Origin of the sequence: Streptomyces sp. NPDC006624, assembly GCF_040611555.1 — a bacterium.
Lineage (GTDB): Bacteria > Actinomycetota > Actinomycetes > Streptomycetales > Streptomycetaceae > Streptomyces.
This window is the reverse complement of record NZ_JBEXOM010000006.1, coordinates 243,095-268,644: the sequence shown is the minus strand read 5'-3', so window position 1 is coordinate 268,644 and position 25,550 is coordinate 243,095. Positions and strand designations below refer to the sequence as shown.

The following is a 25,550-nucleotide window of genomic DNA, read 5'->3' as shown; positions in this document are numbered from 1 at the left end:
CTGTGCGCGGCCTCGCGCCCGAACACCCCTGCGGGCTTTGGAAGCGCCGCCGCGACTCGCGGTACCGTCGTCCGACGGCGTCACGCAACGCACCCGCCCCGGAGGGGACTTCGTGGGGATTGAGAGCGACCAGGTCGTTTACGAGTATCTGAGCCGCGTCGGCGACGTGGCCCAGCAACAGCAGCTGTCGTCGGCCACCCGGATGCGTCTGGTCGCGGACCTGCGCAACGAGATCGACCGGCGCCGCGCGAAGGCCACCGTCGACTCGCCCGCCGCCGTCCGCCGCATCCTGACCCGTCTGGGCAGCCCGGACGAGGTCGTGGCGGCCGCGGCGGACGGGCGCAGGCCGCAGGGCGACGCCCCCGTCGCCGTGCCCGTGCAGCCCGACCGCGAGCCGCGGGGCCGGGGCGAGCGGCCGAAGGGGGCCGTGCGGCGTGTCGTGCCGCGCCCCCGCCCGGCGCGCCCCGCGGAGCAGGCGCACCCCGCGCCCCACGACGGCCCCGCCCCGCCGCACCTGGCCGCCGGGCACGAACTCGGCGACAGCGCGCTCCAGCCCGACTGGTGGCGGGTGGACGGCAGCCCCTTCGGCGTGGGCGACGAGGTGCCGGGCTTCGTCGGCGGGGTGGAACTGCCCGACCTGCTGAAGCCGCCGGGGCAGCGCACCGCGCAGCAGAAGGAGCCGGCGGCGGAGGAACCCGTGGCGGTGGCCGCGGCGACCGAGCAGGCGGAGGAGACCGGCACCCGCCGCCGCCTCCCCGGCCTGCCCGCGGGCGGCTGGAGCAACCCCCTGCTGCTGCTCGCCGCGGGCCTGCTCGTCGCGGGGGCCGTGCTCGGCAACTGGTTCGTGCTGATCCTCGGCTGGCTCATCGCCTACGCCTCCCGCCGCCTCACCCAGGCGGAGACGAAGTGGGCGGTGATGGTCCTGCCCGGCCTCGCGGTGACGGGCGGCCTGGTGTGGCTGTGGGGCCGGATGAACGGCCGCTGGGGCGACCCCGTCGCCGAGGGCCGGCTGAACGACGCGGTCGCGGAGACCTGGCCCTGGGTGGTGCGCGCGGCGGCGGTGGCGTCGGCGCTGTTCCTGGTGTGGCGCTCGCAGCGCCCGCGCTGAGCCGCCGGCCCTCACCGGGACGCGGGCGGACGCGGCGGACGCGGCGGACGCGACCGAGTGCCTCCCGGGCGCGGGTCAGAACGCGCGTGGGGACCGCGCTCGCCCGTCCGCACCCGCGGGACCGTGTCACGGGCAGCGCCCCACCGTGCCGTCGCGGTGCCTGCCGGGTGCCCGGCCCTTCACGGCCGCGCCGATGACGGCCTCGGCGCACGCGCGCCGGCCCACCGCCCCGGGCGGCGCCTGCCGTTCACCCGCCCCGGGCACAATGGTCCATATGGCACTCACCGTCGGCTTCGACCTGGACATGACCCTCATCGACTCCCGGCCCGGGATCCGCGCCTGCTACCGGGCGCTGTCCGAGCGGACGGGGACGTACATCGACGCCGACCTGGCGGTCACCCGGCTCGGCCCGCCGCTCGCCGAGGAGCTGATCAACTGGTTCCCGGCCGAGCAGGTCGCGGCCGTGGCGGACGTGTACCGGGAGATGTACCCGGCGATCGCCGTCGCCGCGACCCCGGCGCTGACCGGCGCCCGGGAGGCCGTCGCGGCCGTACGGGACGCCGGCGGGCGCGCGATCGTCGTCACCGCCAAGTTCGAGCCGAACGCCAAGCTGCACCTGGCCCACCTCGGCATCGAGCCGGACGCGGTCGTCGGGGACCTGTGGGCCGAGCAGAAGGCGCAGGCGCTGCGCGAGCACGACGCGGCGGTCTACGTCGGCGACCACGTCGGGGACGTCCGCGGCGCCCGCGCGGCCGGCGCGCTGTCGGTCGCGGTGGCCACCGGCCCCTGCCCCGCGGAGGAGCTGCGCGCGGCGGGCGCGGACGTCGTCCTCACCGATCTGACGGAATTTCCCGGGTGGCTTTCGGACTATCGTCCCGCCCGCGCCTGACGCCGGCCGGCCGCGACGGAACGCAGTACTCCGGCCCCGGCCATCAGGAATCCGACGGCCATGAGCATGCTCAATCCGAACATGTACGTCGGAAAGGGGGTCGTCCCCAGGAACAGCGGGGCGACCGTGACCAGTGTGGCCACGGCGCCGAGGAAGAAGACGACGGCTCCGGCACGCACGAGGCGGTCACCGGGAGCGGCGGAATTCGTTTGGGTTTTGTCACGCACCCGACCAGGGTAGTTCCCAGCGCGAAGGAACAACCGGGTGACGTCTTGTCACCGGCTGCAAGAGCATTAGCCTTGGTACCGGCGGGTCCGTACGGCCCGCCCGAGTGCTATCCAGAGCCGTTTCAGAAGCAGTTTTCCGACGAGTACGAGGACGAGGACAGACGTGCCCACCGGCAAGGTCAAGTGGTTCAACAGCGAGAAGGGCTTCGGCTTTCTCTCCCGCGACGACGGCGGTGACGTCTTCGTCCATTCCTCGGTCCTCCCCGCCGGAGTCGAGACCCTCAAGCCGGGCCAGCGAGTGGAGTTCGGGGTGGTGGCCGGGCAGCGGGGCGACCAGGCGCTGTCCCTGACGATCCTGGACCCGACCCCGTCCGTCGCCGCCGCGACCCGCAAGAAGCCCGACGAGCTGGCCTCCATCGTCCAGGACCTGACGACGCTCCTGGAGAACATCACGCCGATGCTGGAGCGGGGCCGCTACCCCGAGAAGACCGCGGGCAAGAAGATCGCGGGCCTGCTGCGCGCGGTCGCCGACCAGCTGGACGTGTGACCCGGGATCAGGGGAACGCGAGCGCGTCCGGGCCGAGGGGCGGGACGAGCCCCTCGGCCGCCGCGCGGGTGAGCAGCCCGCGCACGGCGGCGTAGCCGTCCTCGCCGAGGTCGGCGGTGAACTCGTTGACGTACAGCCCGATGTGCTGGTCGGCGACGGCCGGGTCCATCTCCTGGGCGTGCTCCATGACGTACGGCCGGGACGCCTCGGGGTCGTCCCACGCGGCGCGCACGGACGCCCGGACGGCCTCCGCGAGCCGGCGCAGCCGCTCCTCGCCCAGCGACCGCTTGGCGATGATCGCGCCGAGCGGGATGGGCAGCCCGGTGGTGTCCTCCCAGTGCTCGCCCATGTCGGCGAGCTTGTGCAGCCCGTAGTTCCGGTAGGTGAAGCGCGCCTCGTGGATCACGAGTCCCGCGTCGACCTTCCCGTCCCGCACGGCCGGCATGATCTCGTGGAACGGCATCACGACGATCTCGCCGACCCCCGCGTCCAGCGTGTCCGCGGCCCACAGCCGGAACAGCAGGTACGCGGTCGACTTCTCGCTCGGCACGGCGACGGTCCGCCCGGTGAGGTCGACACCGGCCTCCCGCGTCAGCACCAGCGGCCCGCAGCCCCGCCCCAGCGCGCCGCCGCACGGCAGCAGGGCGTACGTGTCGAGCACGTACGGCAGCACGGCGTAGGACACCTTCAGCACGTCGAACTCGCCGCGCTCGGCCATGCCGTTGGTGATGTCGATGTCCGCGAACGTCACGGCCGGCGCGGGGGCGCCGGGGACCCGGCCGTGGGCCAGGGCGTCGAAGACGAACGTGTCGTTCGGGCAGGGGGAGTAGGCGATCTGCAGCTGCTCAGCGGTCATGCCGGTTCCAACTCTCCAGTACGGGCACGAGCTTCCCGAACCCCTCGGTCAGGGCGGTCAGGGCGTCGGGGATGCGCCAGGCGGCCCGGTCCCGCGGCCCCACGGGGTTGGAGATCGCCCGCACCTCCAGCACCGGCACTCCCTGCGCCCCGGCGGCCTCGGCCACCCCGAACCCCTCCATGGCCTCGGCGAGGGCGGTGGGATGCCGCTCGCGCAGTGCGGCGGCCCGGGCGGCGGTCCCGGTCACGGTGGACACGGTGAGCACGGCTCCGGTCCGCGCCCCGGTGGCCTCGGCGACCCGCCGTACGAGCGCGCCGGGCGGCCGGTGCCGGACGGTCCCGAACCCCAGCTCGGTGACCGGCAGGAACCCCTCCCCGGTCTCCGCCCCCAGGTCGGCGGCGACGATCTCGTCGGCGACGACGAGCGTCCCCACGCGCGCCTCGGGCGGGAACCCGCCCCCGATCCCGGCGGAGACGACCAGGTCGTACGGGCTGCCCTGCAGGGCGGCGGCGGTGAGGACGGCCCCGGTGGAGGCGGCGGCCAGCGCCGGCCCGACTCCCACGGCGACCACGTCCACCCGGCCCCCGCTGCCGGCGGCCGCAGCGCTTCCGCCCTCCGCATCCGGTGCGCCGGGGCGGAACGGGTGGGCACGGCCGACAGCGCCGAGCACCCCGGAACCGGACGCCGGGGACAGCACCCCCAGGCCCGAGGCCACCGCGTCCCGCTCCACGGGAACCGCGGTGGCGATCAGCACCCGGCCGGGCCCTGCGGCAGCGATCAGGCGTCCTTCTTGAGCTTGAAGTTCCAGAGGCCGGACGCGTCCTTGTCGCCCTCCTTGATGGAGACCAGCGTCGAGTTGCCCTGCGCGCCGTACTGGGCGTTGAAGAACACGCTGCCCGGGATCGTGCGGTAGGTCTTCTTGCTGGAGTCGGTCAGCGGCTGACCGTTCATCAGGATCGTCCAGCCGTTGTCGGCGATCTCCGGGTCGACACCGAAGCGCACCGTCTCGTCGGGGTCGACGGAGATGCTCTGGATGCCCTTGTCCTTGAGGCACCCGGCCAGGTCGGACGACTTCAGGGCCTTGCCCTCGCCGCCACAGGTGGCCTCGGAGTTCACCGTGTCGCGGCCCACGGTGACCGTGGCCATCGGCGTCGGCTTCTCACAGGCCGAGAGGACGAGCAGTCCGGCGGATACGACGCCGGCGAGGGCGACGGCGCGGCGGCGTCGCACAGCGGATTGCAACGTGTTCATGGGCGAAGGCTATCTGGCCCGCCGCTCCCACCGCCCACGCGGGGTACGGCGTGCCCGCACGGATGTGCCCCTACGCCACCCGCTGCCGGGACGGCCCGCCGCGCCGCGCCGACCCGATCAGCCCCCGGACGGTCGTCAGCCACCCGGTCGCGACGATCGCGGAGCCCACCGCGAGACCGGCCGTGCCGTTCAGCGGCATCACGATGCCGACCGCGCCGCCCACCACCCAGGACATCTGCAGCAGCGTCTCCGAACGGGCGAAGGCCGAGGTCCGGACGAGCTCGGGCACGTCCCGCTGGATGAGCGCGTCCAGGGACAGCTTGGCCAGGGCCTGGGCGAAGCCGGCCATCGCGGCCAGGCCCGCGACCACCACCGACCCGAAGAACACCGCGGCCGTGATCGCCGCGCCCGCCACGCACGCCACCACCGTCACGATGATGATCTCCGGCGCCCGGGAGCGCAGCCACGCCCCGACGGCCGTGCCCAGCGCGTTGCCCGCGCCCGCCGAGACGCCCACGATCCCCAGGGACACTGCGGCGCTCTGACCGGACATGGGGTGCTCGCGCAGCAGGAAGGCCAGGAAGAAGATCAGGAACCCGGTGAGGCAGCGGATGGAGGCGTTGGCGGCCAGGGCGTGGGTGACGGCCGGGCCGACCGTGCGCAGCCCGGGCCGCTTGACCGGCCGCAGGTGCGGGCCGTGCAGGTGCTGCGCGTCCGCGGCCAGCAGGGCCCGGTCCTCGCCCTTGGCGGAGTCGACCTTGGGCGGCAGCGTGAACGACAGCACCGTGCCCGCCACGAAGAGCACGAAGGCGCCGTAGAGCGGCCAGCGCGGGCCGATCTGCTGCAGGCCGACGCCGACGGGCGCGGCGAGGCCGGTGGCGAGCAGGCCGCCGAGCGTGACGCGCGAGTTGGCCTTGACCAGGGAGAAGCCGGGCGGCAGCAGCCGGGGCACCACGGCGCTTCTGACCACGCCGTACGCCTTCGACGCGACGAGCACGCCGAGCGCGGCCGGGTACAGCTCCAGGCCGCCGCCGATCACCGCGCCGGACAGGACCAGCGCGAGCAGCGCCCGGACCAGCATCGCCCCGGCCATCGCGGCGCGCCGGCCGTGCGGGACGCGGTCCAGGAGAGGGCCGACCACCGGGGCGAGGAGCGTGAAGGGCAGCATGGTGACGGCCAGGTACAGCGCGACGCGCCCGCGGGCCTCGTCGGTCGGGACCGAGAAGAAGACGGTCGAGGCGAGCGCGACGGTGATCATGACGTCGCCGGCGCCGTTCACACCGTGCAGCTCGATCAGCTTGCCGAGACCGGACTCGCCCGCTCCGTGCGCGTGGGTCGCCTTGCGGATGCCGCGGGCCGTGCCCGTCACCGGGAAGTGCAGGGCCCGGCCGACCGCGCGCAGGGAACCGCCCAGACGGCCCGGCCCGCCCCGGCTGCTTCCCCTGACCCCTTTCGACCCACCGGTCCCGGTGGCGCCCGGGGGTGTCTTCGCGGCTGCCACGTCGTCATAGTGCCCCGAGAAGCCTGTGGCTAGTGCCATTACCGCTTGTATAGGGCCTGTGGGGTGACTGTCCGGGTTGTCGGTCATGGAACCGGTCGGTGTACGCGACGTGGGGCGGAAGGGTAGCGTGCGTATCTCAGCCATCCCGCAGAATGGATGAAGGACGTCGACGCGGTCCCCTGGTCCGCTCCGTCCCGTCTTGGCGCCGGGAGTGGCGCACACGTGAGACGGCGTAGGAGAGAAGCGATACCTGTGAGCGCAGCGACAACGCGAAGCCGCACCCCCGACCGTCTGTGCGCCGAGGCCGTCGACCTCGCGCGTGCCGCAGCCGAGGAGGCCGCCGCGCCCGGGATCGTCGGTGAGCACGCGGGGGTGGTCTCCGAGGGGGACCGCGTCGTCACGCACTTCTTCGAGTGCCGCGAGCTCGGGTACCGGGGCTGGCGCTGGGCCGTGACGGTGGCCCGCGCCTCCCGCGCCAAGGTCGTCACGGTCGACGAGGCCGTGCTGCTGCCCGGCCCCGACGCGGTGCTCGCGCCCGAGTGGGTGCCATGGAGCGAGCGGCTGCGCCCCGGCGACATGGGCCCGGGCGACCTGCTGCCCACGGACGCCGACGACCTGCGCCTGGAGCCCGGCTACTCGGGCGAGGACGAGCCCCCGCCGAACTCCGCGGTGTCGCACGAGATGGCGGACCTGGTCGAGGCGGAGGACGCCGACGTCACCGAGGGCCCTCCGTCCCGGCTGCCGGTCACCCCCTCCCGCGGATCCATCGCGGCGGTCGCCGAGGAACTGGGCATGCGCCGCGCCCGCGTCCTGTCCCGCTACGGCCTGCACACCGCGGCCGACCGCTGGGAGGAGGCGTTCGGCCCCAAGACCCCGATGGCCCAGTCGGCCCCCGCCGCCTGCGTCAGCTGCGGCTTCCTCGTCCCCATCGGCGGCTCCCTGGGGCAGGCCTTCGGCGTCTGCGCCAACGAGTTCGCCCCGGCCGACGGCCGCGTGGTCTCCCTCGCCTACGGCTGCGGCGGCCACTCCGAGGCCGCGGTCATGCCGCGCCCGCCGCAGCCCGCAGCCCCGGTGATCGACGAGACCCGCGTGGACCCCTTCCCCCTGCGCCCGGCCCCGGACTCGGGCTCGGTCCCCGTCACGGAGGACGAGTCGGCGGCGGAGCTGGGGCACTCCTAGGGCGGTCCGGGGGCGGCGCGGCTCGGACGGGTGCCGCCCCCCGGGGCTCGCCCGTCAGTCGTCGACGAAGATCTTCTCGACTGCCGGTGCGGTGACGGCGCGGCGGAGCCAGCGGCTCCCCCGGACTTCGTCCTGGAGCTCTGCGCGGACTTCCGCGCGGACTTCTTCGGCGAGGTAGGACTTGCAGAAGGAGAGGTCCACGGCCACCAGGTTCCTCCAGAGTTGCCTGGCCGGGTTCTTGCCCAGGCCCTGTGCGGTGAATTCGATCAGGGGACCCGCGATGTCCTCGGGCGCTCCCCGCAACGCTGTGGACAGGGCCTTCAGCAGCGCATCGACGTCGGGTTCGGCGGCGTGTGTGATCGCCGCCAGGCTGGCCAGGACCAGGTCGGCGCGGGCCTCCTCAGGATCGGTGCGCACGCCGTCTGACGTAGAGACGAGGAGGCCCGATGAGCAGCGGATACCACACGAGTTGGAAGGTTGTGGCGGAGCGCCGTGAGGATGCGGCGTACCGTGCTGCGGGTCGGCGTATGGACTTCGCGCAGGCGGTCTACGCTCGGCGCTCGGCTCTCGGCTGGACCGCCGCGGAACTCGCGCGTCGTGCCGCGCTGACCGAAGAAGACATCGGGGCCATCGAGGAGAGCGGCGTCGCCCCCACGCTGGAGCTGATCGAGCGACTGGCCTCGGCTCTGGAAGCCGGAGCGCGCATCGGCCCCCGCAAGCCCCGAGTACCGCTTCGAGGGATACGCGGCCTGATGCGCCACCGCCCCGACGGGGCGTCCTCTCCGCTGCACGACGACACGACCCCGAAGGCGGGCGCGGGGCCGTCCTCGGGGCCGGGTGCGTGTGCCGGCGTGCGTCAGAGGTTGACGCCGTTGGCGCGCAGGAACTTCGCCGGGTCGACGGCGGTGCCGTAGTTCGGGCTGGTGCGGATCTCGAAGTGCAGGTGGGGTCCGCTGGAGTTGCCGGTGTTGCCGGACAGGGCGATCTTCTGGCCGGTCTTGACGACCTGGCCGGCCTTCACGTTGACCGAGGACAGGTGGGCGTACTGGGAGTACGTCTTGTTGCCGTGCTTGATCACGACGGCGTTGCCGTAGGCGGGGCCGTCGCCGGCGCCGTTGCCGCCGGCCTTGACGACGGTTCCGCCGTGGGCGGCGACGACCGGGGTGCCGGTGGGGACGGCGTAGTCCTGGCCGGAGTGCTTGGAGGCCCACATGCCGCCGCTCTGGGCGAAGCTCGCGGACAGCTTGTAACTCTTCACCGGCGATACCCAGGACGCCTGCTTCTTCGCTGCGGCCTGCGTGGCCTTGGCGGCCTGCGCCTGGACCGCGGTGGCGGTGCCGGACACGGCCGTGGTCTCCGGGGCGGCGACCGCGACCCCGGCTCCCAGGACGGCCGTGGAGCCCAGACCGGCGGCCAGCACGGCCACGCGGGTGCGGGTCAGGGACGTACGGGGGAGGCGGGACGTGACGCGCTGGAACATCGAAACCTCGTGGGGGAGGGGGCGGGGGAAGCCACCGGCGGAACGGGTCGGTGCCGTGGTGGCCGTTCCTTGGTAGCCCGCCCCTCCCGAAAGCCGCAAAGGTGTGACCTACGACGAAAGGCCGTACTTCGGGCGTGCGATGCACGTCTCTTGACAGGGGCGGCCGTTCGGGGTGAAACCCCCCATTTCAGGCTGATCGATCAGAGCTGCACGCTGAATGCCCGTTTCGGGGCCGCTCGCTTCGCGACTATTCCGGGTAGTACCGCACGTTCCGCCTGTGCCGCTTGTCACTGGGCGGCCGGTCCGGGCGCCGGGTGGATGTGGTGTGGGTCTCCGGGGGCCCGGCCCGTGCCCGCCCCTAGCCCAGATACCGGGCCACCGCCTCGTCGATCCTCGTGGCGTCCGCGTCCTCCGCCGCCCAGGCCACGTACCCGTCGGGCCGTACCAGGACGGTCGTCCGCCGGTCGTCCGCCCGGCGCCCCACGGTCAGCCACCCCTCACGGACACCGGGGCCTTCGTAGGTTCCGTGCGTGATCAGGACGAAGCGGCCGTCGCGCAGCGCCTCGTAGAGTCGGCCGTCCTTCAGGGCGACGTCGGGGGCGCGGGTACCGGTGAGGCGGTGGGCGCCGCGGGGGGCGGGGTAGGCGTAGCCGATCCCGGTGATCTGACCCAACGCCTTGCGCCGGACGGGCGGGGTCATGTCGACGAACGCGGAGACGAGGGCGCGGGCGGCACGCAGCAGCGGACTGCGCGCGCGGGCCAGCCGGACCAGTCCGCCACTGCTGCGCAGCACCGCCCTGCCGACCGGGTGGCGCTCGACCTCGTAGCTGTCGAGGAGACCTTCGGGCGCCCGGCCCCGGACGGCCGCGGCGAGCTTCCAGCTCAGGTTGGCGGCGTCCTGGAGGCCGGTGTTCATGCCCTGCCCGCCGGCCGGGGAGTGGATGTGCGCGGCGTCCCCGGCGAGGAAGACCCGGCCGACCCGATAGCGGGGTGCCTGGCGCTCGTCGCTGTGGAAACGGGAGAGCCAGCGGGCGTCGTGCATGCCGTAGTCGGTGCCCAGGGCGCGGCGGGTGATCTCCTTGACCTCGTCGAGGTCGAGCGGGGTGTCGTCGGGGACCTCGTTGCGGCGGTTCCAGCCCATGACCCGGTACCAGCCGTCGCCGAAGGAGGCGATCATCGCGAACGCGTCGCGGCGGCCGTTGACGGTGAGGGCGCCCTCGGGTTTCGCGGCGAGCCGGACGTCGGCCAGGATCAGCGACTTGATGACGGAGGTACCGGGGAAGCCGAGGCCGATCGCCTCCCGCACGGCGCTCCGGTGACCGTCGGCGCCGACGACATAGGCCGCCCGGCGGGTGACGACCGTCCCGTCCGCACCGCGCACGTCGAGGTCGACCCCCTCGTCGTCCTGCCGCAGCCCCACGACCTCGCTCTCGTACGCGAACTCGACCCCGGCCTCCCGGGCCCGCCGCTCCAGGAGCCGCTCGACCTCGTACTGCGGGGTGATGAGCAGGAACGGAAAACGTGAGGGCAGCGTGCTCAGATCGAGGGAGAGGCGGCGGAAGAGCCGCAGGCCGGTGATGGTGGCGCCGGTGGTGAGCAGTTCGTCGGCGAGGCCGCGGGCATCGAGCTGCTCCAGGGTGCGGGCGTGCACCCCGAAGGCGCGGGAGAGGTTGCTGATGGTGCGCGGCCGCTTCTCGACCAGGGTCACGGTGACGCCGGCTGCGGCGAGGTCACCGGCGAGGAGGAGGCCGGTGGGGCCGGAGCCGACGACGATCACGGTGCGGTGGGTGGCGGTGCCGTTCATGGTGGCCTCCTGGTGTCGGTGCTCGCTTGCCCTCGCCTACTGCCAACAGCTGTTGGCCAACGCTCGTTGGCGACGATAGCGAGCAGGCGTGAGAGGCGTCAACACTTGTTGGCCAACGGTGGTGGGCATACACTTGTTGGCCCGCACCGGTTGGCCTACGTTTGTGGGCATGAACGGCAGCGACAGCACCTCCACGGTTCCCGGCACCGGCACCGGCACCCCCCGCCGCTCCGACGCGACTCGCGGCGCGATCCTCGCTGCGGCCCGCGAGCGCTTCGCGACCGACGGCTACGAGCGAGCCACCATCCGCGCCATCGCCAAGGACGCGAACATCGATCCGTCGATGGTGATGCGGTACTACCGCAACAAGGAGGGCCTCTTCGCGGCGGCCGTCGCCATCGATCTGCGGCTGCCGGACGTGAGCGGGGCGGACCGCCGGCAGGACGCGGGGCGGATCCTCGTCGAGCACTTCCTCGACATGTGGGAGAACGACGAGGTCCTCACCGCCCTGCTGCGGGTCGGCGTGACCAACCAGGCCGGGTCGGAGCGCATGCAGGGCATCCTGCGGGACCAGCTGCTGCCGGTCGCCCGGCAGGTGTGCCCCGACCCCGAGCAGGTCCCGGCACGGGCCGTACTCATGGCGTCGCAGTTGCTGGGGCTCGCGCTCACGCGGTACGTGCTGCGGATGCCGCCGGCGGTGGGGCTGGCGCGGGCGGAGATCGTGGAATGGCTGGCACCGACGATCCAGCGGTACCTGACCGCGCCGAGTCCCTGAGGCTGGGACAGGCGATCGCGTCGATCGCTTACCACGGTCCCGCCGGCGGCCACCCCGTTTCGGCGTCCGGTCCTCTGATCGAACGACCGGCCACGGCCCTGGAGGCCGGAGCCCGCCCCCATCGACCCCCGCACCAGCCCCGAGTTCCGCTTCGACGATCACGCGGCCTGACCCGCTACGGCTCACGCCCGTCTCACCGCCCCGCCCCGGAGCGGTACCTTCGACCTCACGCCGATCAGGGCCGATGAGGAGAGTCAACGTGAGCAGCAAGTTCGTGCGTCCGGCCGCCGAGGGTGCCGACCCGTTCGGTACGGCACGACTGCGGCGCGGGGTCCTCGACGCCTGGGCCACCAGCCCCGCCCGGTTCCGGGAGGACGCCAACGCCGAGGAGGACCTCGTCCTCGGCGGGTACCGGGACCGGCTCGTCGTCGAGCTCGCCCAGAACGCCGCCGACGCGGCCGCCCGGGCCGGGGTGCCGGGGCGGTTGCGGCTCACTCTGCGCGAGGGGGTGCTGGTCGCCGCCAACACCGGTGCGCCGCTGGACGCGGCCGGTGTGGAGTCGCTGGCGACCCTGCGTGCGTCGGCCAAGCGCGACACGCCTTCCGTCGGCCGGTTCGGCGTCGGCTTCGCCGCCGTGCTGTCCGTCACCGACGAGCCCGCCGTCGTCGGCCGGCACGGCGGGGTCCGCTGGTCGCTGGCCGAGGCGCGGGAGCTCGCGGCCGACACCGCCCGGCACAGCCCCGGCCTCGGGGACGAGGTGCGGCGCCGCGACGGGCACGTGCCGCTGCTGCGGCTGCCGTTCGCCGCCGAGGGCACCGCCCCCGCCCCCTACGACACCGCCGTCATCCTGCCGCTGCGCGACGCGGCCGCCGCCGACCTCGCCGAACGGCTCCTGCGCGCCGTCGACGACGCCGTCCTGCTCACCCTCGCCGGGCTCGACGAACTCGTCGTCGAGATCAACGGGGAGGCGCCCCGGACCCTCACCCGCCGCACCGACGGTCCCTTCACCGTCGTCGACGACACCGCCGCGGGCGTCACCCACTGGCGCACCACCGCGGCCCACGGCACCCTCACGCCCGACCTGCTCGCCGACCGGCCCGTCGAGGAGCGGCTGCGGCCGTACTGGGCGGTCACCTGGGCCGTGCCCGTCGACAGCGACGGCAGCCCGGTCCGGCCCCGCACCACCCCGGTGGTGCACGCCCCCACGCCGAGCGACGAACCGCTCGGCGTCCCGGCCCTGCTCATCGCCTCGTTCCCGCTGGACTCCACCCGGCGGCACGCCGCCCCCGGCCCGCTGACCGACTTCCTGGTCCAGCGCGCCGCCGACGCCTACGCCGACCTGCTCGGCCACTGGCGGCCGGTGACCGCCGGGATCATCGACCTCGTACCCGGCCCGCTCGGCAAGGGCGAGCTGGACGGCGCCCTGCGCCGGGCGATCCTGGAGCGGCTGCCGCAGACCTCCTTCCTGCCGCCCGCCCACTCTCCCGTCGAGGGCGAGGACCTGCCCGAGTCCCTGCGGCCCCGGGACGCCGAGGTCGTCGAGGGGGCCGGAGCGGAGACGGTGTCCGTGCTCTCCGAGGTGCTGCCCACGCTGCTGCCCGCCGGGCTGGAGCGCCGCGCCGAGCTGCGCACCCTGGGGGTCGCCCGGGTCCCGCTGACCGACGCGATCGACCGGCTGGCCGGGCTGGAGAAGGACCCCGGCTGGTGGCGGCGGCTCTACGACAGCCTGGCCGGGGTCGACCCCGACCGGCTGTCCGGACTGCCCGTGCCGCTCGCCGACGGGCGCACGACCATCGGGCCCCGGCAGGTGCTGCTGCCCGGCGCGGACGGCGCCGGGATCGACCCCGAGGTGCTGGCCCGGCTGGGGCTGAAGGTCGCCCACCCCGACGCCGCCCACCCGATCCTGGAGAAGCTCGGCGCCCTGCCCGCCACCCCGCGCGCCGTCCTCACCACCCCGCAGGTGCGGGCCGCCGTCGCCGCGTCGCTGGACGACGAGGGCGGGATGAACTGGGAGGAGGACACCCTCGACGCCGAGGAGCTGGCCGACACCGTGCTCGCCCTGGTGCGCGACGCCGGCCTTGAGCCCGGTGACGAGCCCTGGCTCGGCGCGCTCGCCCTGCCCGACGAGGACGGCGAACCCGCCCCGGCCTGCGAACTCGTCTTCCCCGGCGGCCCGTTCGCCGAGGTCATGCGCGAGGGTGAACTCGCCGCCGTGGACGCCGAGCTGGCCGCCCGGTGGGGCGAGCAGCCGCTGGCCGCCTGCGGGGTGCTGGTGAACTTCGCGCTGGTCCGGGCCACCGACGTCGTCCTCGACCCGGACGAACTGGAGCCCCGCGAGGGCGACTTCGCCGAGCCCGACGACGCCGGACTGCTCGACGCCGTCGACGTGTGGGCGGAGGACGTCCTCGACCGCTTCCCCGACAGCCCCGTGCCGCCGGTCGCCACCGAGATCGTCGCCGTACGCGATCTGGACCTGGTCGACGAGGACAAGTGGGCGCGGGCGCTGTCGCTGCTGTCGCAGCCGCCGCTCAGGGACGCGATCGTGCAGCCCGTGCGGATCCTGCTGCCCGACGGCACGCACGAGGTGGTCCGGCCGTACACCGCGTGGTGGCTGCGCGGGAACCCGGTGCTCGACGGCCGCCGCCCGGCCGGACTGCGGGCCGCGGGCGGCGACCCCCTGCTGCGCGGCCTGTACGAGGAGGCCGACGCCACCGGCTTCGAGGACGAGCAGGTGCTGCGCGCCCTGGGCGTGCGCACCTCGGTCGCCGCGCTGCTGGACGAGCCCGGCGGCGCCGCCGAGCTGCTCGACCGGCTCGCCGACCCCGAGCGCGAGGTGACGGGCGCCCAACTGCACGCCCTGTACGGCGCGCTGGCCGAGCTGGACCCCGAACAGGTGACCCTGCCGGACGAACTGCGCGCGGTCACCGACGGCCGGGTGGAGGTCGTGGACGCGGGCGACGCCGTGGTGTGCGACTCGCCGGACCTGCTGCCCTTCACCGCGGGCGTGCCGCTGCTGCCCGTGCGTCCCTCGCGCGCCGCCGACCTGGCCGAGCTGTTCCAGGTGCGCCGGCTGAGCGAGTCCGTCACCGGCCAGGTCACCTCCGAGGGCACCGAGCACGACGTACCGGACGCGGTGCGGGTCCTGCTCGGCCGCACGGCCCCGGGCTCCTACGTCGAGCACGAGGAACTCGTCGTCGACGGCGTGGAGATCGACTGGCGCCTCACCGACGACGGCGTCCTGCACGCCGCCACCCTGGAGGGCGTCGCGGCGGGACTGGCCTGGGCGGCCGGGCAGTGGCCCCGGCGCTTCGAGGTGGCGGCCCTGCTGGAGGACCCGTCGCGGACGGCGGAGTTGGCACGGGACCGCTGGTTCGACTGAGGCGCGGAGGACGCCCAGGGGCCGGTGAAAATTTCCGCACGAATATTTCACCTGCCGTACAACCAAACACCGGGCCGGCGAATCTGATCACCTGAGTCAACAGACTCCACGATCACTTGGGCCCCGAGAGCCGACGACGAGCACCGGGGCCCCTCTCCACCTGGAGAACGCATGCGTATCCGAGCCACCGTGGCCGCCGTCTCCGGCGCCCTGGCCCTCTCCGCCCTCGCCGTTCCTGCCGCGCAGGCCGACGGCGGATTCGGCGACACCCAGATCACCAAGGTCGTCGTCGACGGCGACAACAAGGTGTCGGTGGGCATCTCCGAGCCGAAGACGATCAAGGTCAGCGTGACCGCCACCGACGACTCCGGCATCGCGGGCGCTGACGAGTTCCAGCTCGAGGGCCCCGACTACGGGTACTTCTCCACCGGCAAGCCCACCTGCACGGCGGTCAGCTCCACCACCTCGACCTGCACCGCTTCGGTGCTGGTCGACCCCAAGGTCGACTACCTCAGCAACGCCAACGCCGGCACCTGGTACGTCAGCGCCTGGATCGACGCCAAGGACGACGACTTCATCTGGAAGGACAAGGCCGGTTCCTTCAAGTTCCAGCGCGCCTCCAAGCTCACCGTCAACGCCTCGCCCGAGCCGGTGACGAAGGGCCGCACCATCACCGTCACGGGCAAGCTGTCCCGCGCCAACTGGGAGACCCTCAAGTACGCGGGTTACACGAACCAGTACGTGAAGCTGCAGTTCCGCAAGAAGGACAGCAGCACCTACAGCACGCTCAAGACGATCAAGTCGAACTCGACGGGCAACCTGAGCACCACCGTCACCGCCTCCACCGACGGCTACTTCCGCTGGTCCTTCGCGGGCACCACGACCACCCCGGCGGTCAACGCCACGGGCGACTTCGTCGACGTGCGGTAGGACGCGGGACGGCGGCTACGCCGGGAAGCGGCGGTCCACCCACCTCCACACGAGTTCCAGGGTGGCCGCCGCCACCGCGGAGATGCCGACGGCCGCCCACGGCATGGTCATCCCCACCAGCTTCAGCGCGAAGAAGTGCTGCAGCCACGGCACCACCAGCACCACCAGGAACGCCCCGCCCATCGAGGCGACCAGGGCGATCCGCCACCAGGTGTAGGGGCGGGCGATGATCGCCAGCACCCACATCGAGATCAGGAACAGCGTGAGCGTCGCGACGCTCGTCTCCGCGTCCAGCTCCCCCGGGCCCGTGTAGTACGTCCGGGCGATCAGATACGTCGCGAAGGTCGCCACCGCGGCCACCACACCGCCCGGGATCGCGTACCGCATGACCCGCCGTACGAAGTTCGGCTTCGCGCGCTCCTTGTTGGGCGCGAGCGCCAGGAAGAACGCCGGGACGCCGATCGTCAGCGTCGACAGCAGGGTCAGATGGCGCGGCAGGAACGGGTACTCGACCTGCGAGCAGACCACCAGGACCGCCAGCAGCACCGAGTAGACCGTCTTGACGAGGAACAGCGTCGCGACCCGCGTGATGTTGCCGATGACCCGGCGGCCCTCCGCCACCACCGACGGCAGCGTCGCGAAGCTGTTGTTCAGCAGCACGATCTGCGCCACCGCCCGGGTCGCCTCCGAGCCGGAGCCCATCGCGACACCGATGTCGGCGTCCTTCAGGGCGAGGACGTCGTTCACCCCGTCGCCGGTCATCGCGACCGTGTGCCCCCGGGACTGCAGCGCGCCCACCATGGTCCGCTTCTGCTGCGGCGTGACCCGCCCGAACACCGTGCCCTCGTCCAGGGCGGCCGCCATCCCGTCCCGGTCGGCCGGCATCCGCCGCGCGTCCACGGTCGTCCCGGACAGCCCGAGCTTGGCGGCGACCGCGCCGACCGACACCGCGTTGTCACCGGAGATGACCTTGGCCCCGACGCTCTGGTCGGCGAAGTAGCGCAGCGTGTCGGCGGCGTCCGGCCGCAGCCGCTGCTCCAGCACCACCAGGGCGGTCGGCACCGCGCCCTCGGCCACGGCGGGATCCTCCAGGTCCCGCCGGACCCGGGCGAGCAGCAGCACCCGCAGGCCCTGCTCGTTGAGCCGCACGGTCTCGGCGAGGGCCGGGTCGTCGTCGGGCAGCAGCACGTCCGGCGCGCCCAGCAGCCAGGTGCTGGACTGCCCGTCGCCCTCGCTGAACGCGGCGCCGCTGTACTTGCGGGCCGAGGAGAACGGCAGGGCCCGGGTGCAGCGCCAGTCCTCGACGGCCGGGTAGGTGTCGATGATCGCCTTGAGCGAGGCGTTCGGCCGCGGGTCCGACTCGCCGAGGGCGCCGAGCACCTTGCGCACGTACGTCTCGTCGGCGCCCTGCAGGGGCCGCAGCTCGGTGACGTCCATGCCGCCCTCGGTGAGGGTGCCGGTCTTGTCCAGGCAGACGGTGTCGACGCGGGCCAGCCCCTCGATCGCGGGCAGCTCCTGCACCAGGCACTGCTTGCGGCCCAGCCGGATCACGCCGATGGCGAAGGCGACCGAGGTGAGCAGCACCAGCCCCTCGGGGACCATCGGGACGATGCCGCCGACCGTGCGGGCGACGGAGTCGTCGAGGGCGTTCTCCTTCACCAGCAGCTGGCTGATGATCAATCCGATCGCGGTCGGGACCATCATCCAGGTGACGTACTTCAGGATCGTGGAGATCCCGGAGCGCAGCTCGGACTGGACGAGGGTGAACCGGGAGGCCTCCTCGGCGAGCTGCGCCGCGTACGCCTCACGCCCGACCTTCACGGCCTGGAACGCCCCGCCGCCCGCGACCACGAAGCTGCCGGACATCAGCTGGTCACCGGGGTGCTTGACGACCGGGTCGGCCTCGCCGGTGAGCAGCGACTCGTCGATCTCCAGACCGTCGGCCTCGACGCACACCCCGTCCACCACGACCTTGTCACCCGGGCCGACCTCGATCAGGTCGTCCAGGACGATCTCGGAGGTGCCGACCTGCGCGGAGGTGCCGTCCCGGCGGACGGTGGGCCGCACCTCGCCGATCAGCGCGAGCGAGTCCAGCGTCTTCTTCGCCCGCCACTCCTGCACGATGCCGATACCGGTGTTGGCGAGGATCACGAACCCGAACAGGCTGTCCTGGATCGGCGCCACGACCAGCATGATCAGCCACAGCACGCCGATGATCGCGTTGAAGCGGGTGAAGACGTTCGCGCGGACGATCTCGGTGAGGGACCGGCTGCTGCGCACCGGCACGTCGTTGACCTGGCCGCGCTCCACCCGCTCGGCGACCTGAGCGCCGGTCAGGCCGGTCTCGCGTGAGGTGACCGTCGCCGGCCGGGCGGTGTCGGTCCGGGCACCCGCGTCGAGATGCGTCATGCCTTCGACGGTACGTGCGGATGTGCCGCTTCACCTGCCGGATGCGCGGAAGATCCGACCAGCGGACGACGGACTTCGTGCCGTGGTCGTACGGGAGTTGTACGGGAGTTGTCCGGCGTCCGACCGTGGTGCCGCGTCCGCCCTCAGCCGGCCCGGCGGGCGGTCAGCAGCAGGTACTCCCACTCCATGACGGTCCCGTCGGACCCCGTCCCCAGGTCGGCCTCGCGGGCGAGGGCCGCCAGGTCGCGGTCCAGGGCGGCGGCGCGCGCGGGCTCGCCGGCGAGGTTGTTGTAGACGGTGATGGTGGGGCCGTAGCGCTCCTTGAAGTAGTCGCGGAACGCCTCCGGCGACTCGAAGCGGTCGACGCGGACCGTGCGGCGCTCGGCGCGCACGTCCGTGACGCGGTCGCCGAGGAGGGCGCGGACGTGCTCCTCGTCGCCCCACAGCGGGGGCGGCTGGGCACCGGGCGGGGGCGGGGGAGCGTAGGGCTTCATCGTGGCGAACATCCGGCCGATGAAGCCCTGCGGCGTCCAGTTCAGCAGCCCGACGGTGCCGCCGGGCCGGCACACCCGGACGAGTTCGTCGGCGGCCCGCCGGTGGTGCGGGGCGAACATGACGCCGACGCAGGACAGCACGGTGTCGAACTCCGCGTCCCCGAAGGGCAGGGCCTCGGCGTCGGCCTCCTCCCAGGCGATCCGCACGCCCTGGTTTTCGGCCACGCGCCGGCCGGCCTCGAACAGTTCCGGGGTCAGGTCGGAGGCGACGACGTCGGCGCCGGCCAGGGCCGCCGGGACCGCGGCGTTGCCGGAGCCGGCGGCCACGTCCAGCACCCGCTGACCGGGCCGCACCCCGCACGCCTCGACCAGGACCGCGCCCAGATGGGGGATGACCTCCGCCGCCAGGGACGGGTAGTCGCCCTGGGCCCACATCGCGCGGTGCTTGGCCTTCAGTGCGCGGTCGACGTCGGCCGCGCTGTTCTGCGTCGTCATGGCTGCGCTCCTCACCGGTCGGGCGGCGACGCGCGCCGACGGTCTTCGAGCGTTTCGCCGCCTTCTTCGAGCGTAGGGAGGAGGCCGGTGGGTGTCTCGCGGGGGAGCGGGCGGGGGCGGGCTAGTCGGCCGAGGGCGTCGAGGGGGTGGCCGTCAGGTCCCGCGCGTCGGCCGCCCGCCGGAGCGCGGCGTCCCGCCTGCGCACGTACCAGACCCCGATCAGGCCGAGGCCGCCACCGGCCAGGCAGGTCCACAGCCACCACGTGTGGCCGTGGTCGTCGAACCAGCCGTAGAGGGGGAGCTGCACCAGGAAGAGGACGAACCACAGGATCGTGCCGCCGGTGATGGTGGCGACCACGGGGCCCTCCAGGGGCTCCGGCGCCTCGTGTCGGGGGGTCCACTTCGCCATGGGGACAGCTTACGAGGCGATCAGGTCTACGCGCGGAGATGGCCGAGCGGGGCCTTATATGTTCATACTGAAACGGTTTGTGTCTGACCACTTCTCTTCGTAGGAAACACCAAACACATGTCGTCCTCGGCTCCCGCCAAGGTCCCCGCCCCTGATCAGCCGGGAACCGGACCCACCCACGGCGCACTCGACCGCTTCTTCCGCATCTCCGAACGGGGCAGCACGCTGCCCCGCGAGGTCCGGGGCGGTCTCGCCACCTTCTTCGCGATGGCCTACATCATCGTGCTGAACCCGATCATCCTCGGCAGCGCGAAGGACATGTACGGTCACCAGCTCGACAACGGGCAGCTGGTCACCGCGACGGCCCTGACCGCCGCGCTCACCACGCTCCTCATGGGCGTCATCGGCAACGTCCCGATCGCCCTCGCCGCCGGCCTCGGCGTGAACTCCGTCGTGGCCCTCCAGCTCGCCCCGCGGATGTCCTGGCCGGACGCGATGGGCATGGTGGTGCTCGCCGGCTTCGTGGTGATGCTGCTGGTCGCCACGGGTCTGCGCGAGCGGGTGATGAACGCCGTGCCCTTCGGGCTGCGCAAGGCGATCTCCATCGGTATCGGCCTGTTCATCATGCTGATCGGTCTGGTCGACGCCGGTTTCGTCTCCCGGATCCCGGACGCGGCCCAGACCACCGTCCCGCTCCAGCTGGGCGGCGACGGTCACCTCAACGGCTGGCCGGTCCTCGTCTTCGTGCTGGGCGTGCTGCTGACGCTCGCCCTGATCGTCCGCAAGGTCTCCGGCGCGATCCTGATCTCGATCGTCGCCATGACCGCCGTGGCGGTGGTCATCGAGGCGGTCGCCCAGGTGCCGAGCTGGGGCCTGACCACCCCGAAGTGGCCCGGCAACCCGGTCGCCAGCCCCGACTTCGGGCTGATCGGGCAGGTCAGCCTGTTCGGCGGCTTCGAGAAGGTCGGCGTGCTGACCGGGGTGCTGTTCGTCTTCACCGTGCTGCTGTCGTGCTTCTTCGACGCGATGGGCACGATCATGGGCGTCTCCGACGAGGCGAAGCTGACCGACGGCGAGGGGCAGATGCCCGGCATCAACAAGGTGCTGTTCGTCGACGGCCTCGCGGTCGCCGCCGGCGGCGCCAGCTCCTCCTCGGCGACCACCGCGTTCGTCGAGTCCACGGCGGGGGTCGGCGAGGGCGCCCGGACCGGCCTCGCGAACGTCGTCACCGGCGGCCTCTTCGCCGTCGCGCTCTTCCTGACACCCGTCGCCACGATGGTCCCGTCCCAGGCGGCCACCCCGGCGCTGTTCGCGGTCGGCTTCCTGATCCTGTCCGGCTCGATCAAGGAGATCGACTGGGCCGACCACACCATCGCCGTCCCGGCCTTCGTGACGATGGTGATGATGCCCTTCACCTACTCGATCACCAACGGCATCGGCATGGGCTTCATCACGTTCGCCGTGCTGCGCCTGGCGGCCGGCCGGGGCCGGGAGGTGCCGGCGGCGATGTACGCGGTGGCGGCGGTGTTCGCGTTCTACTACCTGATGCCGGCGCTGGGCCTGACCTGATGCGCCCGGGGCCTGCGGGGCAGCCGGCTCACGGGACCCCGTAGAACCTCTCCGTCTCCTCGACGGCGGCCTGGAACCGCTCGTCGAAGTCATCGCGAATGAGCGTCCGGACGACATAGTCCTGGACGCTCATTCCCCTTTTCGCGGCATGGTGGCGGAGCCGGTCGAGCAGGTCGTGGTCCATGCGCAGGCTGAGCACGCTGGTGGGCATGACCATGAGGGTCGCGGCACTGTTCGGCGCGGTGTGTCACGTTCCGGCGCCGGATCACCCATATGAGTGATGTCGCGGGGCAGTGGCGGGCGTCACGACCCCTCCTGGGCGAACCGGCTGGTCTTTAGCGAGAGTAATGAGTTACGCTAAAGAACATGCCGGACCTCAGCCATGGCGACGACGTAGCCGCCGTGAACTCCCTCCGCTCCGCCGTGATGCGGCTCTCCCGTCGGCTCAAGCACCAGCGGGTCGACGAGTCGCTCAGCCCCACCGAGATGTCGGTGCTCGGCACCCTGTCCCTGTGCGGCCGGGCCACCCCGGGCGAGCTCGCCCGCAAGGAGCACGTCCAGCCGCCGTCGATGACCCGCATCGTGGCGCTGCTGGAGGCCAAGGGCCTGGTCCGGCTGGAGCCGCACCCCGAGGACCGGCGCCAGAAGGTCGTCACGCGCACCGAGCAGGCCGAGGCGATGCTCGAGGAGAGCCGCGCCAAGCGCAACGCCTTCCTGGCCACGCTGGTGGAGAACCTCGACGAGGACGAGTGGGCGAAACTGCGCGCCGCCGCCCCCGTACTGGAGAAGCTCGCGCACCTGTAAGCGACCACCGAGGAGGCGAACCCTTTTGAGTACGGGACCCGGAGCAGCTTCCGCCCCCGCACCTGATCCCCACGACTCCCCGCCCGCCCCCGCGTCACCCGCCTCCGGCGACCGCGCCCGCACGTCCTCGATGTTCTCCTCCCTGAAGGTGCGGAACTACCGCCTGTTCTTCATGGGCCAGGTCGTCTCCAACATCGGCACCTGGATGCAGCGCATCGCCCAGGACTGGCTGGTGCTCAGCCTCACCGGCTCCTCCGCCGCCGTCGGCATCACCACGGCGCTGCAGTTCCTGCCGATGCTGCTGTTCGGCCTCTACGGCGGCGTCCTCGTCGACCGGCTGCGCAAGCGGCCCACCCTGCTGGTGACGCAGTCGGCGATGGGCCTCACCGCGATCGCCCTGGCCGCCCTCACCCTCACCGGGCAGGTCCAGGTGTGGCACGTGTACGTCGCCGCCTTCGCCGTCGGTCTCGCCACGGTCGTCGACAACCCGGCCCGGCAGTCCTTCGTCTCCGAGCTGGTCGGCCCGCGGCAGCTGCAGAACGCGGTCAGCCTGAACTCCGCCAACTTCCAGTCCGCCCGCCTGGTCGGCCCCGCCGTCGCGGGCCTGCTGATCACCGGCGTCGGCACCGGCTACGCCTTCCTCTTCAACGGCCTGTCCTTCATCGCGCCGCTCACCGGACTGCTGCTGATGCGCGCCCGCGACCTGCACGTCGTCGAGCGCGCCCCGCGCGGCAAGGGGCAACTGCGCGAAGGCGTCCGCTACGTCACCGGCCGCCCGGAGCTGATCTGGCCGATCGTGCTGGTCGGCTTCGTCGGGACGTTCGCCTTCAACTTCCCCGTCTACCTCTCGGCCTTCGCGGACGACGTGTTCCACGGGGGCGCCGGCGCGTACAGCATGTTCAACACGCTGATGGCGGTCGGATCCGTCGCGGGCGCACTGCTCGCGGCCCGCCGCGGCACCGCCCGGCTGCGGCTGCTCATCGTGGCCGCCATGGCCTTCGGCGCACTGGAGATCCTGGCCGCGACGACGCCGGCCCTGTGGATGTTCGCCCTGCTCATGGTGCCGCTGGGACTGTTCGGCATGACCGTCAACGTCACCACGAACACCAGCCTGCAGATGTCCACGGACCCGGCCATGCGCGGCCGCGTCATGGCCCTCTACATGATGATCTTCCTCGGCGGCTCCCCGGTCGGCGCCCCGATCGTCGGCTGGATCACCGACACCTACGGCGCGCGGATCGGCCTCGCGGCCGGCGGCGCGGTGGCGGTCCTCGCCGCGGTGGTCATCGGCCTGGTCCTGGCCCGCGTCGGCAACCTCCGCCTGTCCGTGGGCTGGCACCGCGGCCACCCGAGGGTGCGGTTCGTGCCGCGGGAGCAGCGGGAGGAGGAGCTGGCTCCGGCGGCGTAGCGAGCCGTCACTCCCGCGGGGACCCGCCGGTCTCGGGGACGAGCCCGGCCGCGGTGCCCGCCGGGTCGATCCCGCCCCCGAAGTCCAGGCTCGGCTCGCTCCGGTACGCGCCGTCCTTCGGCGTGGTGCGCAGATGCCGGCGGCCGGCCGCGGCACAGGCGTCCTTCGGCGTCCTTCTTCGGACCGAGGTCGTTCGCCGCAGCCTTCCTGGGGATCACCTCGGCGACGGGGACATGCCCGAGCCGGCCGCAAAGGGCCGCGCAGGGTGCCAAGCTGGACGCATGAGACTCTTCGCCGCCGTACTGCCCCCCGACGAGGTGCGCGGTGAACTCGGCTCCGTGCTCGACGGGCTGCGCGCGCTCCCCGGGGCGGAGGGGCTGCGCTGGACCCAGCCTCCCGGCTGGCACTTCACGCTCGCCTTCTACGGCGAGGTCGCCGACGATCTCGTCTCCGGGCTGTCGGCCCGGCTGGAGCGCGCCGCGCACCGCACCGAACCGTTCCCGCTGGCGCTGCGGGGCGGCGGCCAGTTCGGGCGCGGCAAGGCGCTGTGGGCCGGCGCCGAGGGGGACCTGGCGACCCTGCGGCTGCTGGCCGAACGGGCCCACGCGGCGGCGCGCAGGGCCGGGGTGCCGATGGAGGAGCACCGCCGCTACACGGCGCACCTCACCGTGGCGCGCAGCCGGGAGACCCGGCACGTGAAGGCGTACGTGGACGCCCTGGCGGACTTCACGGGCAGCACCTGGACGGTGGACGAGCTGGCGCTGGTGCGCAGCAGCCTGCCCGCCTCCGGGGTGCCGGGGGAGCAGCCCCGGTACGAGGCGGTCGGCCGCTGGGCGCTCGGCGGCGCCGGTTAGGCTCGGTGCCGTGGACCCGAAAACCCGCAACCGGATCATGGCCGGTGTGCTCGTGCTGATGTTCCTCGTCGTCGCCCTGGCCTCCGTGCTCGGGAGGTAGGGCGGCGGGGAACCGCGGTCCGCCGTCTCCCGGCTGAGGGCCGGTGAGAGCCCGTCGCGCGGTTCCCCGCACCCCTCACCGGGCGTTCACCAGGCGAAGGCCTCCGGGCTCGGCCCCGGACCCGGGAAGATTCCGTCCAGGCCGGTCAGCAGCTCCTCGGACAGCTCCAGCTCGGCCGCGCGGACGGCGGAGGCGAGCTGTTCACCGGTGCGCGGGCCGACGATCGGGCCGGTCACACCGGGACGGGTGAGCAGCCAGGCCAGGGCGGCCTCGCCGGGCTCGACGCCGTGCTTGTCGAGCAGGTCCTCGTAGGACTGGATCTGCGCCCGCTTCGCGGGGTCGGCGAGCGCGTCGGCCGCCCGGCCGGAGGCGCGGCGTCCGCCCTCGACCTCCTTCTTGAGGACACCGCCGAGCAGCCCGCCGTGCAGCGGCGACCACGGGATCACGCCGAGCCCGTAGTCCCGCGCGGCCGGGATGACCTCCATCTCGGCGCGGCGCTCGGCGAGGTTGTACAGGCACTGCTCGCTGACCAGCCCGATGGTCCCGCCGCGCCGGGCGGCGATCTCGTTGGCCTGCGCGATCTTGTAGCCGGGGAAGTTCGACGACCCGGCGTAGAGGACCTTGCCCTGCTGGACCAGGACGTCGATCGCCTGCCAGATCTCCTCGAACGGGGTGTTCCGGTCGATGTGGTGGAACTGGTAGACGTCGATGTGGTCGGTCTGCAGCCGCTTGAGGCTGGCGTCGACGGCCCGGCGGATGTTGACGGCGGAGAGCTTGTCGTGGTTCGGCCAGGCCGGGCCGTCGGCGCCCATGTTGCCGTACACCTTCGTGGCCAGGACGACCTTGTCGCGCCGGTCGCCGCCCTTCGCGAACCAGCTGCCGATGATCGATTCCGTGCGGCCCTTGTTCTCGCCCCACCCATAGACGTTGGCCGTGTCGAAGAAGTTGATGCCCGCGTCCAGCGCCGCGTCCATGATGGCGTGGCTGTCGGCCTCGTCGGTCTGCGGGCCGAAGTTCATGGTGCCGAGGACGAGCCGGCTGACCTTGAGTCCCGTGCGTCCGAGCTGTGTGTACTCCATGGT

24 protein-coding genes and 1 pseudogene are annotated in these 25,550 nt (G+C 72.9%); 12 read left to right on the top strand and 13 right to left on the bottom strand.

What is annotated here, in order from left to right:
* The first annotated feature begins 112 nt into the window (after nucleotides 1-112).
* Together ABZY20_RS14165 and ABZY20_RS14160 are read left to right on the top strand one after the other, a co-directional pair.
* On the top strand, nucleotides 113-1,108 hold the full coding sequence (locus tag ABZY20_RS14165) for a hypothetical protein (RefSeq protein WP_356441341.1): 996 nt from the start codon (nucleotides 113-115) through the stop codon (nucleotides 1,106-1,108).
* Nucleotides 1,109-1,373: 265 nt separating this feature from the next.
* On the top strand, nucleotides 1,374-1,997 hold the full coding sequence (locus ABZY20_RS14160) for a haloacid dehalogenase-like hydrolase (RefSeq protein WP_356441338.1): 624 nt from the start codon (nucleotides 1,374-1,376) through the stop codon (nucleotides 1,995-1,997).
* On the opposite strand, the gene ABZY20_RS14155 is transcribed toward ABZY20_RS14160, so the two are convergent.
* A complete protein-coding gene (locus ABZY20_RS14155; protein ID WP_356441336.1) occupies nucleotides 1,976-2,224 on the bottom strand; it encodes a hypothetical protein in 249 nt (82 codons plus the stop codon). The two genes, ABZY20_RS14160 and ABZY20_RS14155, sit on opposite strands and share 22 nt — an antisense overlap.
* A gap of 163 nt (nucleotides 2,225-2,387) precedes the next feature.
* Here ABZY20_RS14155 and ABZY20_RS14150 point away from each other — a divergent pair, with 163 nt between their 5' ends.
* A complete protein-coding gene (locus tag ABZY20_RS14150; RefSeq protein ID WP_010035896.1) occupies nucleotides 2,388-2,771 on the top strand; it encodes a cold-shock protein in 384 nt (127 codons plus the stop codon).
* Nucleotides 2,772-2,778: 7 nt separating this feature from the next.
* Here ABZY20_RS14150 and ABZY20_RS14145 read toward each other — a convergent pair whose 3' ends face one another.
* From ABZY20_RS14145 to ABZY20_RS14130, 4 genes are all read right to left on the bottom strand, one after another.
* Complete coding sequence (locus tag ABZY20_RS14145) at nucleotides 2,779-3,627, bottom strand: 1,4-dihydroxy-6-naphthoate synthase (RefSeq protein ID WP_356441333.1); 849 nt, start codon at nucleotides 3,625-3,627, stop codon at nucleotides 2,779-2,781.
* Entirely contained in the window at nucleotides 3,617-4,381 is a 765-nt protein-coding gene (locus ABZY20_RS14140) for a futalosine hydrolase (RefSeq protein ID WP_356441330.1), read from the bottom strand. Before ABZY20_RS14140 ends, ABZY20_RS14145 begins: the two co-directional genes overlap by 11 nt.
* Nucleotides 4,382-4,404: 23 nt before the next feature.
* Entirely contained in the window at nucleotides 4,405-4,878 is a 474-nt protein-coding gene (locus ABZY20_RS14135; protein ID WP_356441327.1) for a DUF2771 domain-containing protein, read from the bottom strand.
* A gap of 70 nt (nucleotides 4,879-4,948) precedes the next feature.
* On the bottom strand, nucleotides 4,949-6,379 hold the full coding sequence (locus ABZY20_RS14130) for an MFS transporter (RefSeq protein WP_356441720.1): 1,431 nt from the start codon (nucleotides 6,377-6,379) through the stop codon (nucleotides 4,949-4,951).
* Nucleotides 6,380-6,631: 252 nt separating this feature from the next.
* Between ABZY20_RS14130 and ABZY20_RS14125 the strand changes: the two genes are divergently transcribed.
* Nucleotides 6,632-7,558, top strand: coding sequence for a DUF3027 domain-containing protein (locus ABZY20_RS14125; protein ID WP_356441324.1), 927 nt, complete (start codon nucleotides 6,632-6,634; stop codon nucleotides 7,556-7,558).
* 54 nt (nucleotides 7,559-7,612) lie between these two features.
* Here ABZY20_RS14125 and ABZY20_RS14120 read toward each other — a convergent pair.
* Nucleotides 7,613-7,969, bottom strand: a pseudogene (locus ABZY20_RS14120) (hypothetical protein); the annotation flags it as partial.
* 35 nt (nucleotides 7,970-8,004) lie between these two features.
* Between ABZY20_RS14120 and ABZY20_RS14115 the strand changes: the two are divergent.
* Nucleotides 8,005-8,472 carry a hypothetical protein gene (locus tag ABZY20_RS14115; RefSeq protein WP_356441321.1) on the top strand — a complete coding sequence of 156 codons (468 nt, stop codon included), beginning with the start codon at nucleotides 8,005-8,007 and terminating at the stop codon, nucleotides 8,470-8,472.
* Here ABZY20_RS14115 and ABZY20_RS14110 read toward each other — a convergent pair.
* Together ABZY20_RS14110 and ABZY20_RS14105 are read right to left on the bottom strand one after the other, a co-directional pair.
* Nucleotides 8,415-9,038, bottom strand: a complete 624-nt coding sequence (locus ABZY20_RS14110) for a M23 family metallopeptidase (protein WP_356441318.1) — start codon at nucleotides 9,036-9,038, stop codon at nucleotides 8,415-8,417. The two genes, ABZY20_RS14115 and ABZY20_RS14110, sit on opposite strands and share 58 nt — an antisense overlap.
* 358 nt (nucleotides 9,039-9,396) lie before the next feature.
* Nucleotides 9,397-10,842: an FAD-dependent monooxygenase gene (locus ABZY20_RS14105; RefSeq protein ID WP_356441315.1), complete on the bottom strand. Its 1,446-nt coding sequence runs from the start codon at nucleotides 10,840-10,842 to the stop codon at nucleotides 9,397-9,399.
* Nucleotides 10,843-11,011: 169 nt separating this feature from the next.
* Here ABZY20_RS14105 and ABZY20_RS14100 point away from each other — a divergent pair, with 169 nt between their 5' ends.
* The 3 genes from ABZY20_RS14100 to ABZY20_RS14090 all read left to right on the top strand — a co-directional run bounded on the left by ABZY20_RS14100 (nucleotide 11,012) and on the right by ABZY20_RS14090 (nucleotide 15,926).
* On the top strand, nucleotides 11,012-11,617 hold the full coding sequence (locus ABZY20_RS14100; protein ID WP_356441312.1) for a TetR family transcriptional regulator: 606 nt from the start codon (nucleotides 11,012-11,014) through the stop codon (nucleotides 11,615-11,617).
* Nucleotides 11,618-11,861: 244 nt separating this feature from the next.
* Nucleotides 11,862-14,996: a molecular chaperone Hsp90 gene (locus ABZY20_RS14095; protein ID WP_356441310.1), complete on the top strand. Its 3,135-nt coding sequence runs from the start codon at nucleotides 11,862-11,864 to the stop codon at nucleotides 14,994-14,996.
* A 171-nt stretch (nucleotides 14,997-15,167) separates the two neighbouring features.
* Nucleotides 15,168-15,926: a calcium-binding protein gene (locus tag ABZY20_RS14090; RefSeq protein ID WP_356441308.1), complete on the top strand. Its 759-nt coding sequence runs from the start codon at nucleotides 15,168-15,170 to the stop codon at nucleotides 15,924-15,926.
* A 15-nt stretch (nucleotides 15,927-15,941) separates the two neighbouring features.
* Here the strand turns inward: ABZY20_RS14090 and ABZY20_RS14085 are convergent, their stop codons facing one another.
* The 3 genes from ABZY20_RS14085 to ABZY20_RS14075 all read right to left on the bottom strand — a co-directional run bounded on the left by ABZY20_RS14085 (nucleotide 15,942) and on the right by ABZY20_RS14075 (nucleotide 19,733).
* Entirely contained in the window at nucleotides 15,942-18,335 is a 2,394-nt protein-coding gene (locus ABZY20_RS14085; protein WP_356441305.1) for a cation-translocating P-type ATPase, read from the bottom strand.
* Nucleotides 18,336-18,478: 143 nt separating this feature from the next.
* Nucleotides 18,479-19,324, bottom strand: a complete 846-nt coding sequence (locus ABZY20_RS14080) for a methyltransferase domain-containing protein (protein WP_356441302.1) — start codon at nucleotides 19,322-19,324, stop codon at nucleotides 18,479-18,481.
* Nucleotides 19,325-19,445: 121 nt separating this feature from the next.
* A complete protein-coding gene (locus tag ABZY20_RS14075) occupies nucleotides 19,446-19,733 on the bottom strand; it encodes a DUF2530 domain-containing protein (protein ID WP_356441299.1) in 288 nt (95 codons plus the stop codon).
* A 117-nt stretch (nucleotides 19,734-19,850) separates the two neighbouring features.
* On the opposite strand from ABZY20_RS14075, the gene ABZY20_RS14070 reads away from it, so the two are divergent.
* Nucleotides 19,851-21,302, top strand: a complete 1,452-nt coding sequence (locus tag ABZY20_RS14070) for an NCS2 family permease (protein ID WP_356441297.1) — start codon at nucleotides 19,851-19,853, stop codon at nucleotides 21,300-21,302.
* A 28-nt stretch (nucleotides 21,303-21,330) separates the two neighbouring features.
* Here ABZY20_RS14070 and ABZY20_RS14065 read toward each other — a convergent pair whose 3' ends face one another.
* The gene (locus ABZY20_RS14065; RefSeq protein WP_356441294.1) at nucleotides 21,331-21,519 is read right to left on the bottom strand and encodes a ribbon-helix-helix protein, CopG family; all 189 of its coding nucleotides are present in this window, start codon (nucleotides 21,517-21,519) and stop codon (nucleotides 21,331-21,333) included.
* Between the two features lie 149 nt (nucleotides 21,520-21,668).
* Here ABZY20_RS14065 and ABZY20_RS14060 point away from each other — a divergent pair, with 149 nt between their 5' ends.
* The 3 genes from ABZY20_RS14060 (at nucleotide 21,669) to thpR (ending at nucleotide 24,368) form a co-directional block, all read left to right on the top strand.
* Complete coding sequence (locus tag ABZY20_RS14060) at nucleotides 21,669-22,106, top strand: MarR family transcriptional regulator (protein ID WP_030849396.1); 438 nt, start codon at nucleotides 21,669-21,671, stop codon at nucleotides 22,104-22,106.
* A gap of 25 nt (nucleotides 22,107-22,131) precedes the next feature.
* A complete protein-coding gene (locus ABZY20_RS14055; protein WP_356441291.1) occupies nucleotides 22,132-23,514 on the top strand; it encodes an MFS transporter in 1,383 nt (460 codons plus the stop codon).
* Nucleotides 23,515-23,795: 281 nt separating this feature from the next.
* On the top strand, nucleotides 23,796-24,368 hold the full coding sequence (gene thpR, locus ABZY20_RS14050; RefSeq protein WP_356441288.1) for an RNA 2',3'-cyclic phosphodiesterase: 573 nt from the start codon (nucleotides 23,796-23,798) through the stop codon (nucleotides 24,366-24,368).
* A gap of 186 nt (nucleotides 24,369-24,554) precedes the next feature.
* Here thpR and ABZY20_RS14045 read toward each other — a convergent pair whose 3' ends face one another.
* Nucleotides 24,555-25,547 (bottom strand): aldo/keto reductase, encoded by a 993-nt coding sequence (locus ABZY20_RS14045; protein WP_356441285.1) that lies wholly within the window; start codon nucleotides 25,545-25,547, stop codon nucleotides 24,555-24,557.
* Nucleotides 25,548-25,550 lie beyond the last annotated feature (3 nt).

Bases quoted from the DNA above. Each gene is read 5' to 3' on its own strand.
- ABZY20_RS14160 (WP_356441338.1), top strand. From the start codon at position 1,374: ATGGTCCATATGGCACTCACCGTCGGCTTCGACCTGGACATGACCCTC.
- ABZY20_RS14145 (WP_356441333.1), bottom strand. From the start codon at position 3,627: ATGACCGCTGAGCAGCTGCAGATCGCCTACTCCCCCTGCCCGAACGAC.
- ABZY20_RS14135 (WP_356441327.1), bottom strand. From the start codon at position 4,878: ATGAACACGTTGCAATCCGCTGTGCGACGCCGCCGCGCCGTCGCCCTC.
- ABZY20_RS14115 (WP_356441321.1), top strand. From the start codon at position 8,005: ATGAGCAGCGGATACCACACGAGTTGGAAGGTTGTGGCGGAGCGCCGT.
- ABZY20_RS14110 (WP_356441318.1), bottom strand. From the start codon at position 9,038: ATGTTCCAGCGCGTCACGTCCCGCCTCCCCCGTACGTCCCTGACCCGC.
- ABZY20_RS14105 (WP_356441315.1), bottom strand. From the start codon at position 10,842: ATGAACGGCACCGCCACCCACCGCACCGTGATCGTCGTCGGCTCCGGC.
- ABZY20_RS14100 (WP_356441312.1), top strand. From the start codon at position 11,012: ATGAACGGCAGCGACAGCACCTCCACGGTTCCCGGCACCGGCACCGGC.
- ABZY20_RS14095 (WP_356441310.1), top strand. From the start codon at position 11,862: ATGAGGAGAGTCAACGTGAGCAGCAAGTTCGTGCGTCCGGCCGCCGAG.
- ABZY20_RS14090 (WP_356441308.1), top strand. From the start codon at position 15,168: ATGCGTATCCGAGCCACCGTGGCCGCCGTCTCCGGCGCCCTGGCCCTC.
- ABZY20_RS14085 (WP_356441305.1), bottom strand. From the start codon at position 18,335: ATGACGCATCTCGACGCGGGTGCCCGGACCGACACCGCCCGGCCGGCG.
- ABZY20_RS14080 (WP_356441302.1), bottom strand. From the start codon at position 19,324: ATGACGACGCAGAACAGCGCGGCCGACGTCGACCGCGCACTGAAGGCC.
- ABZY20_RS14075 (WP_356441299.1), bottom strand. From the start codon at position 19,733: ATGGCGAAGTGGACCCCCCGACACGAGGCGCCGGAGCCCCTGGAGGGC.
- ABZY20_RS14070 (WP_356441297.1), top strand. From the start codon at position 19,851: ATGTCGTCCTCGGCTCCCGCCAAGGTCCCCGCCCCTGATCAGCCGGGA.
- ABZY20_RS14065 (WP_356441294.1), bottom strand. From the start codon at position 21,519: ATGGTCATGCCCACCAGCGTGCTCAGCCTGCGCATGGACCACGACCTG.
- ABZY20_RS14060 (WP_030849396.1), top strand. From the start codon at position 21,669: ATGCCGGACCTCAGCCATGGCGACGACGTAGCCGCCGTGAACTCCCTC.
- thpR (WP_356441288.1), top strand. From the start codon at position 23,796: ATGAGACTCTTCGCCGCCGTACTGCCCCCCGACGAGGTGCGCGGTGAA.
- ABZY20_RS14045 (WP_356441285.1), bottom strand. From the start codon at position 25,547: ATGGAGTACACACAGCTCGGACGCACGGGACTCAAGGTCAGCCGGCTC.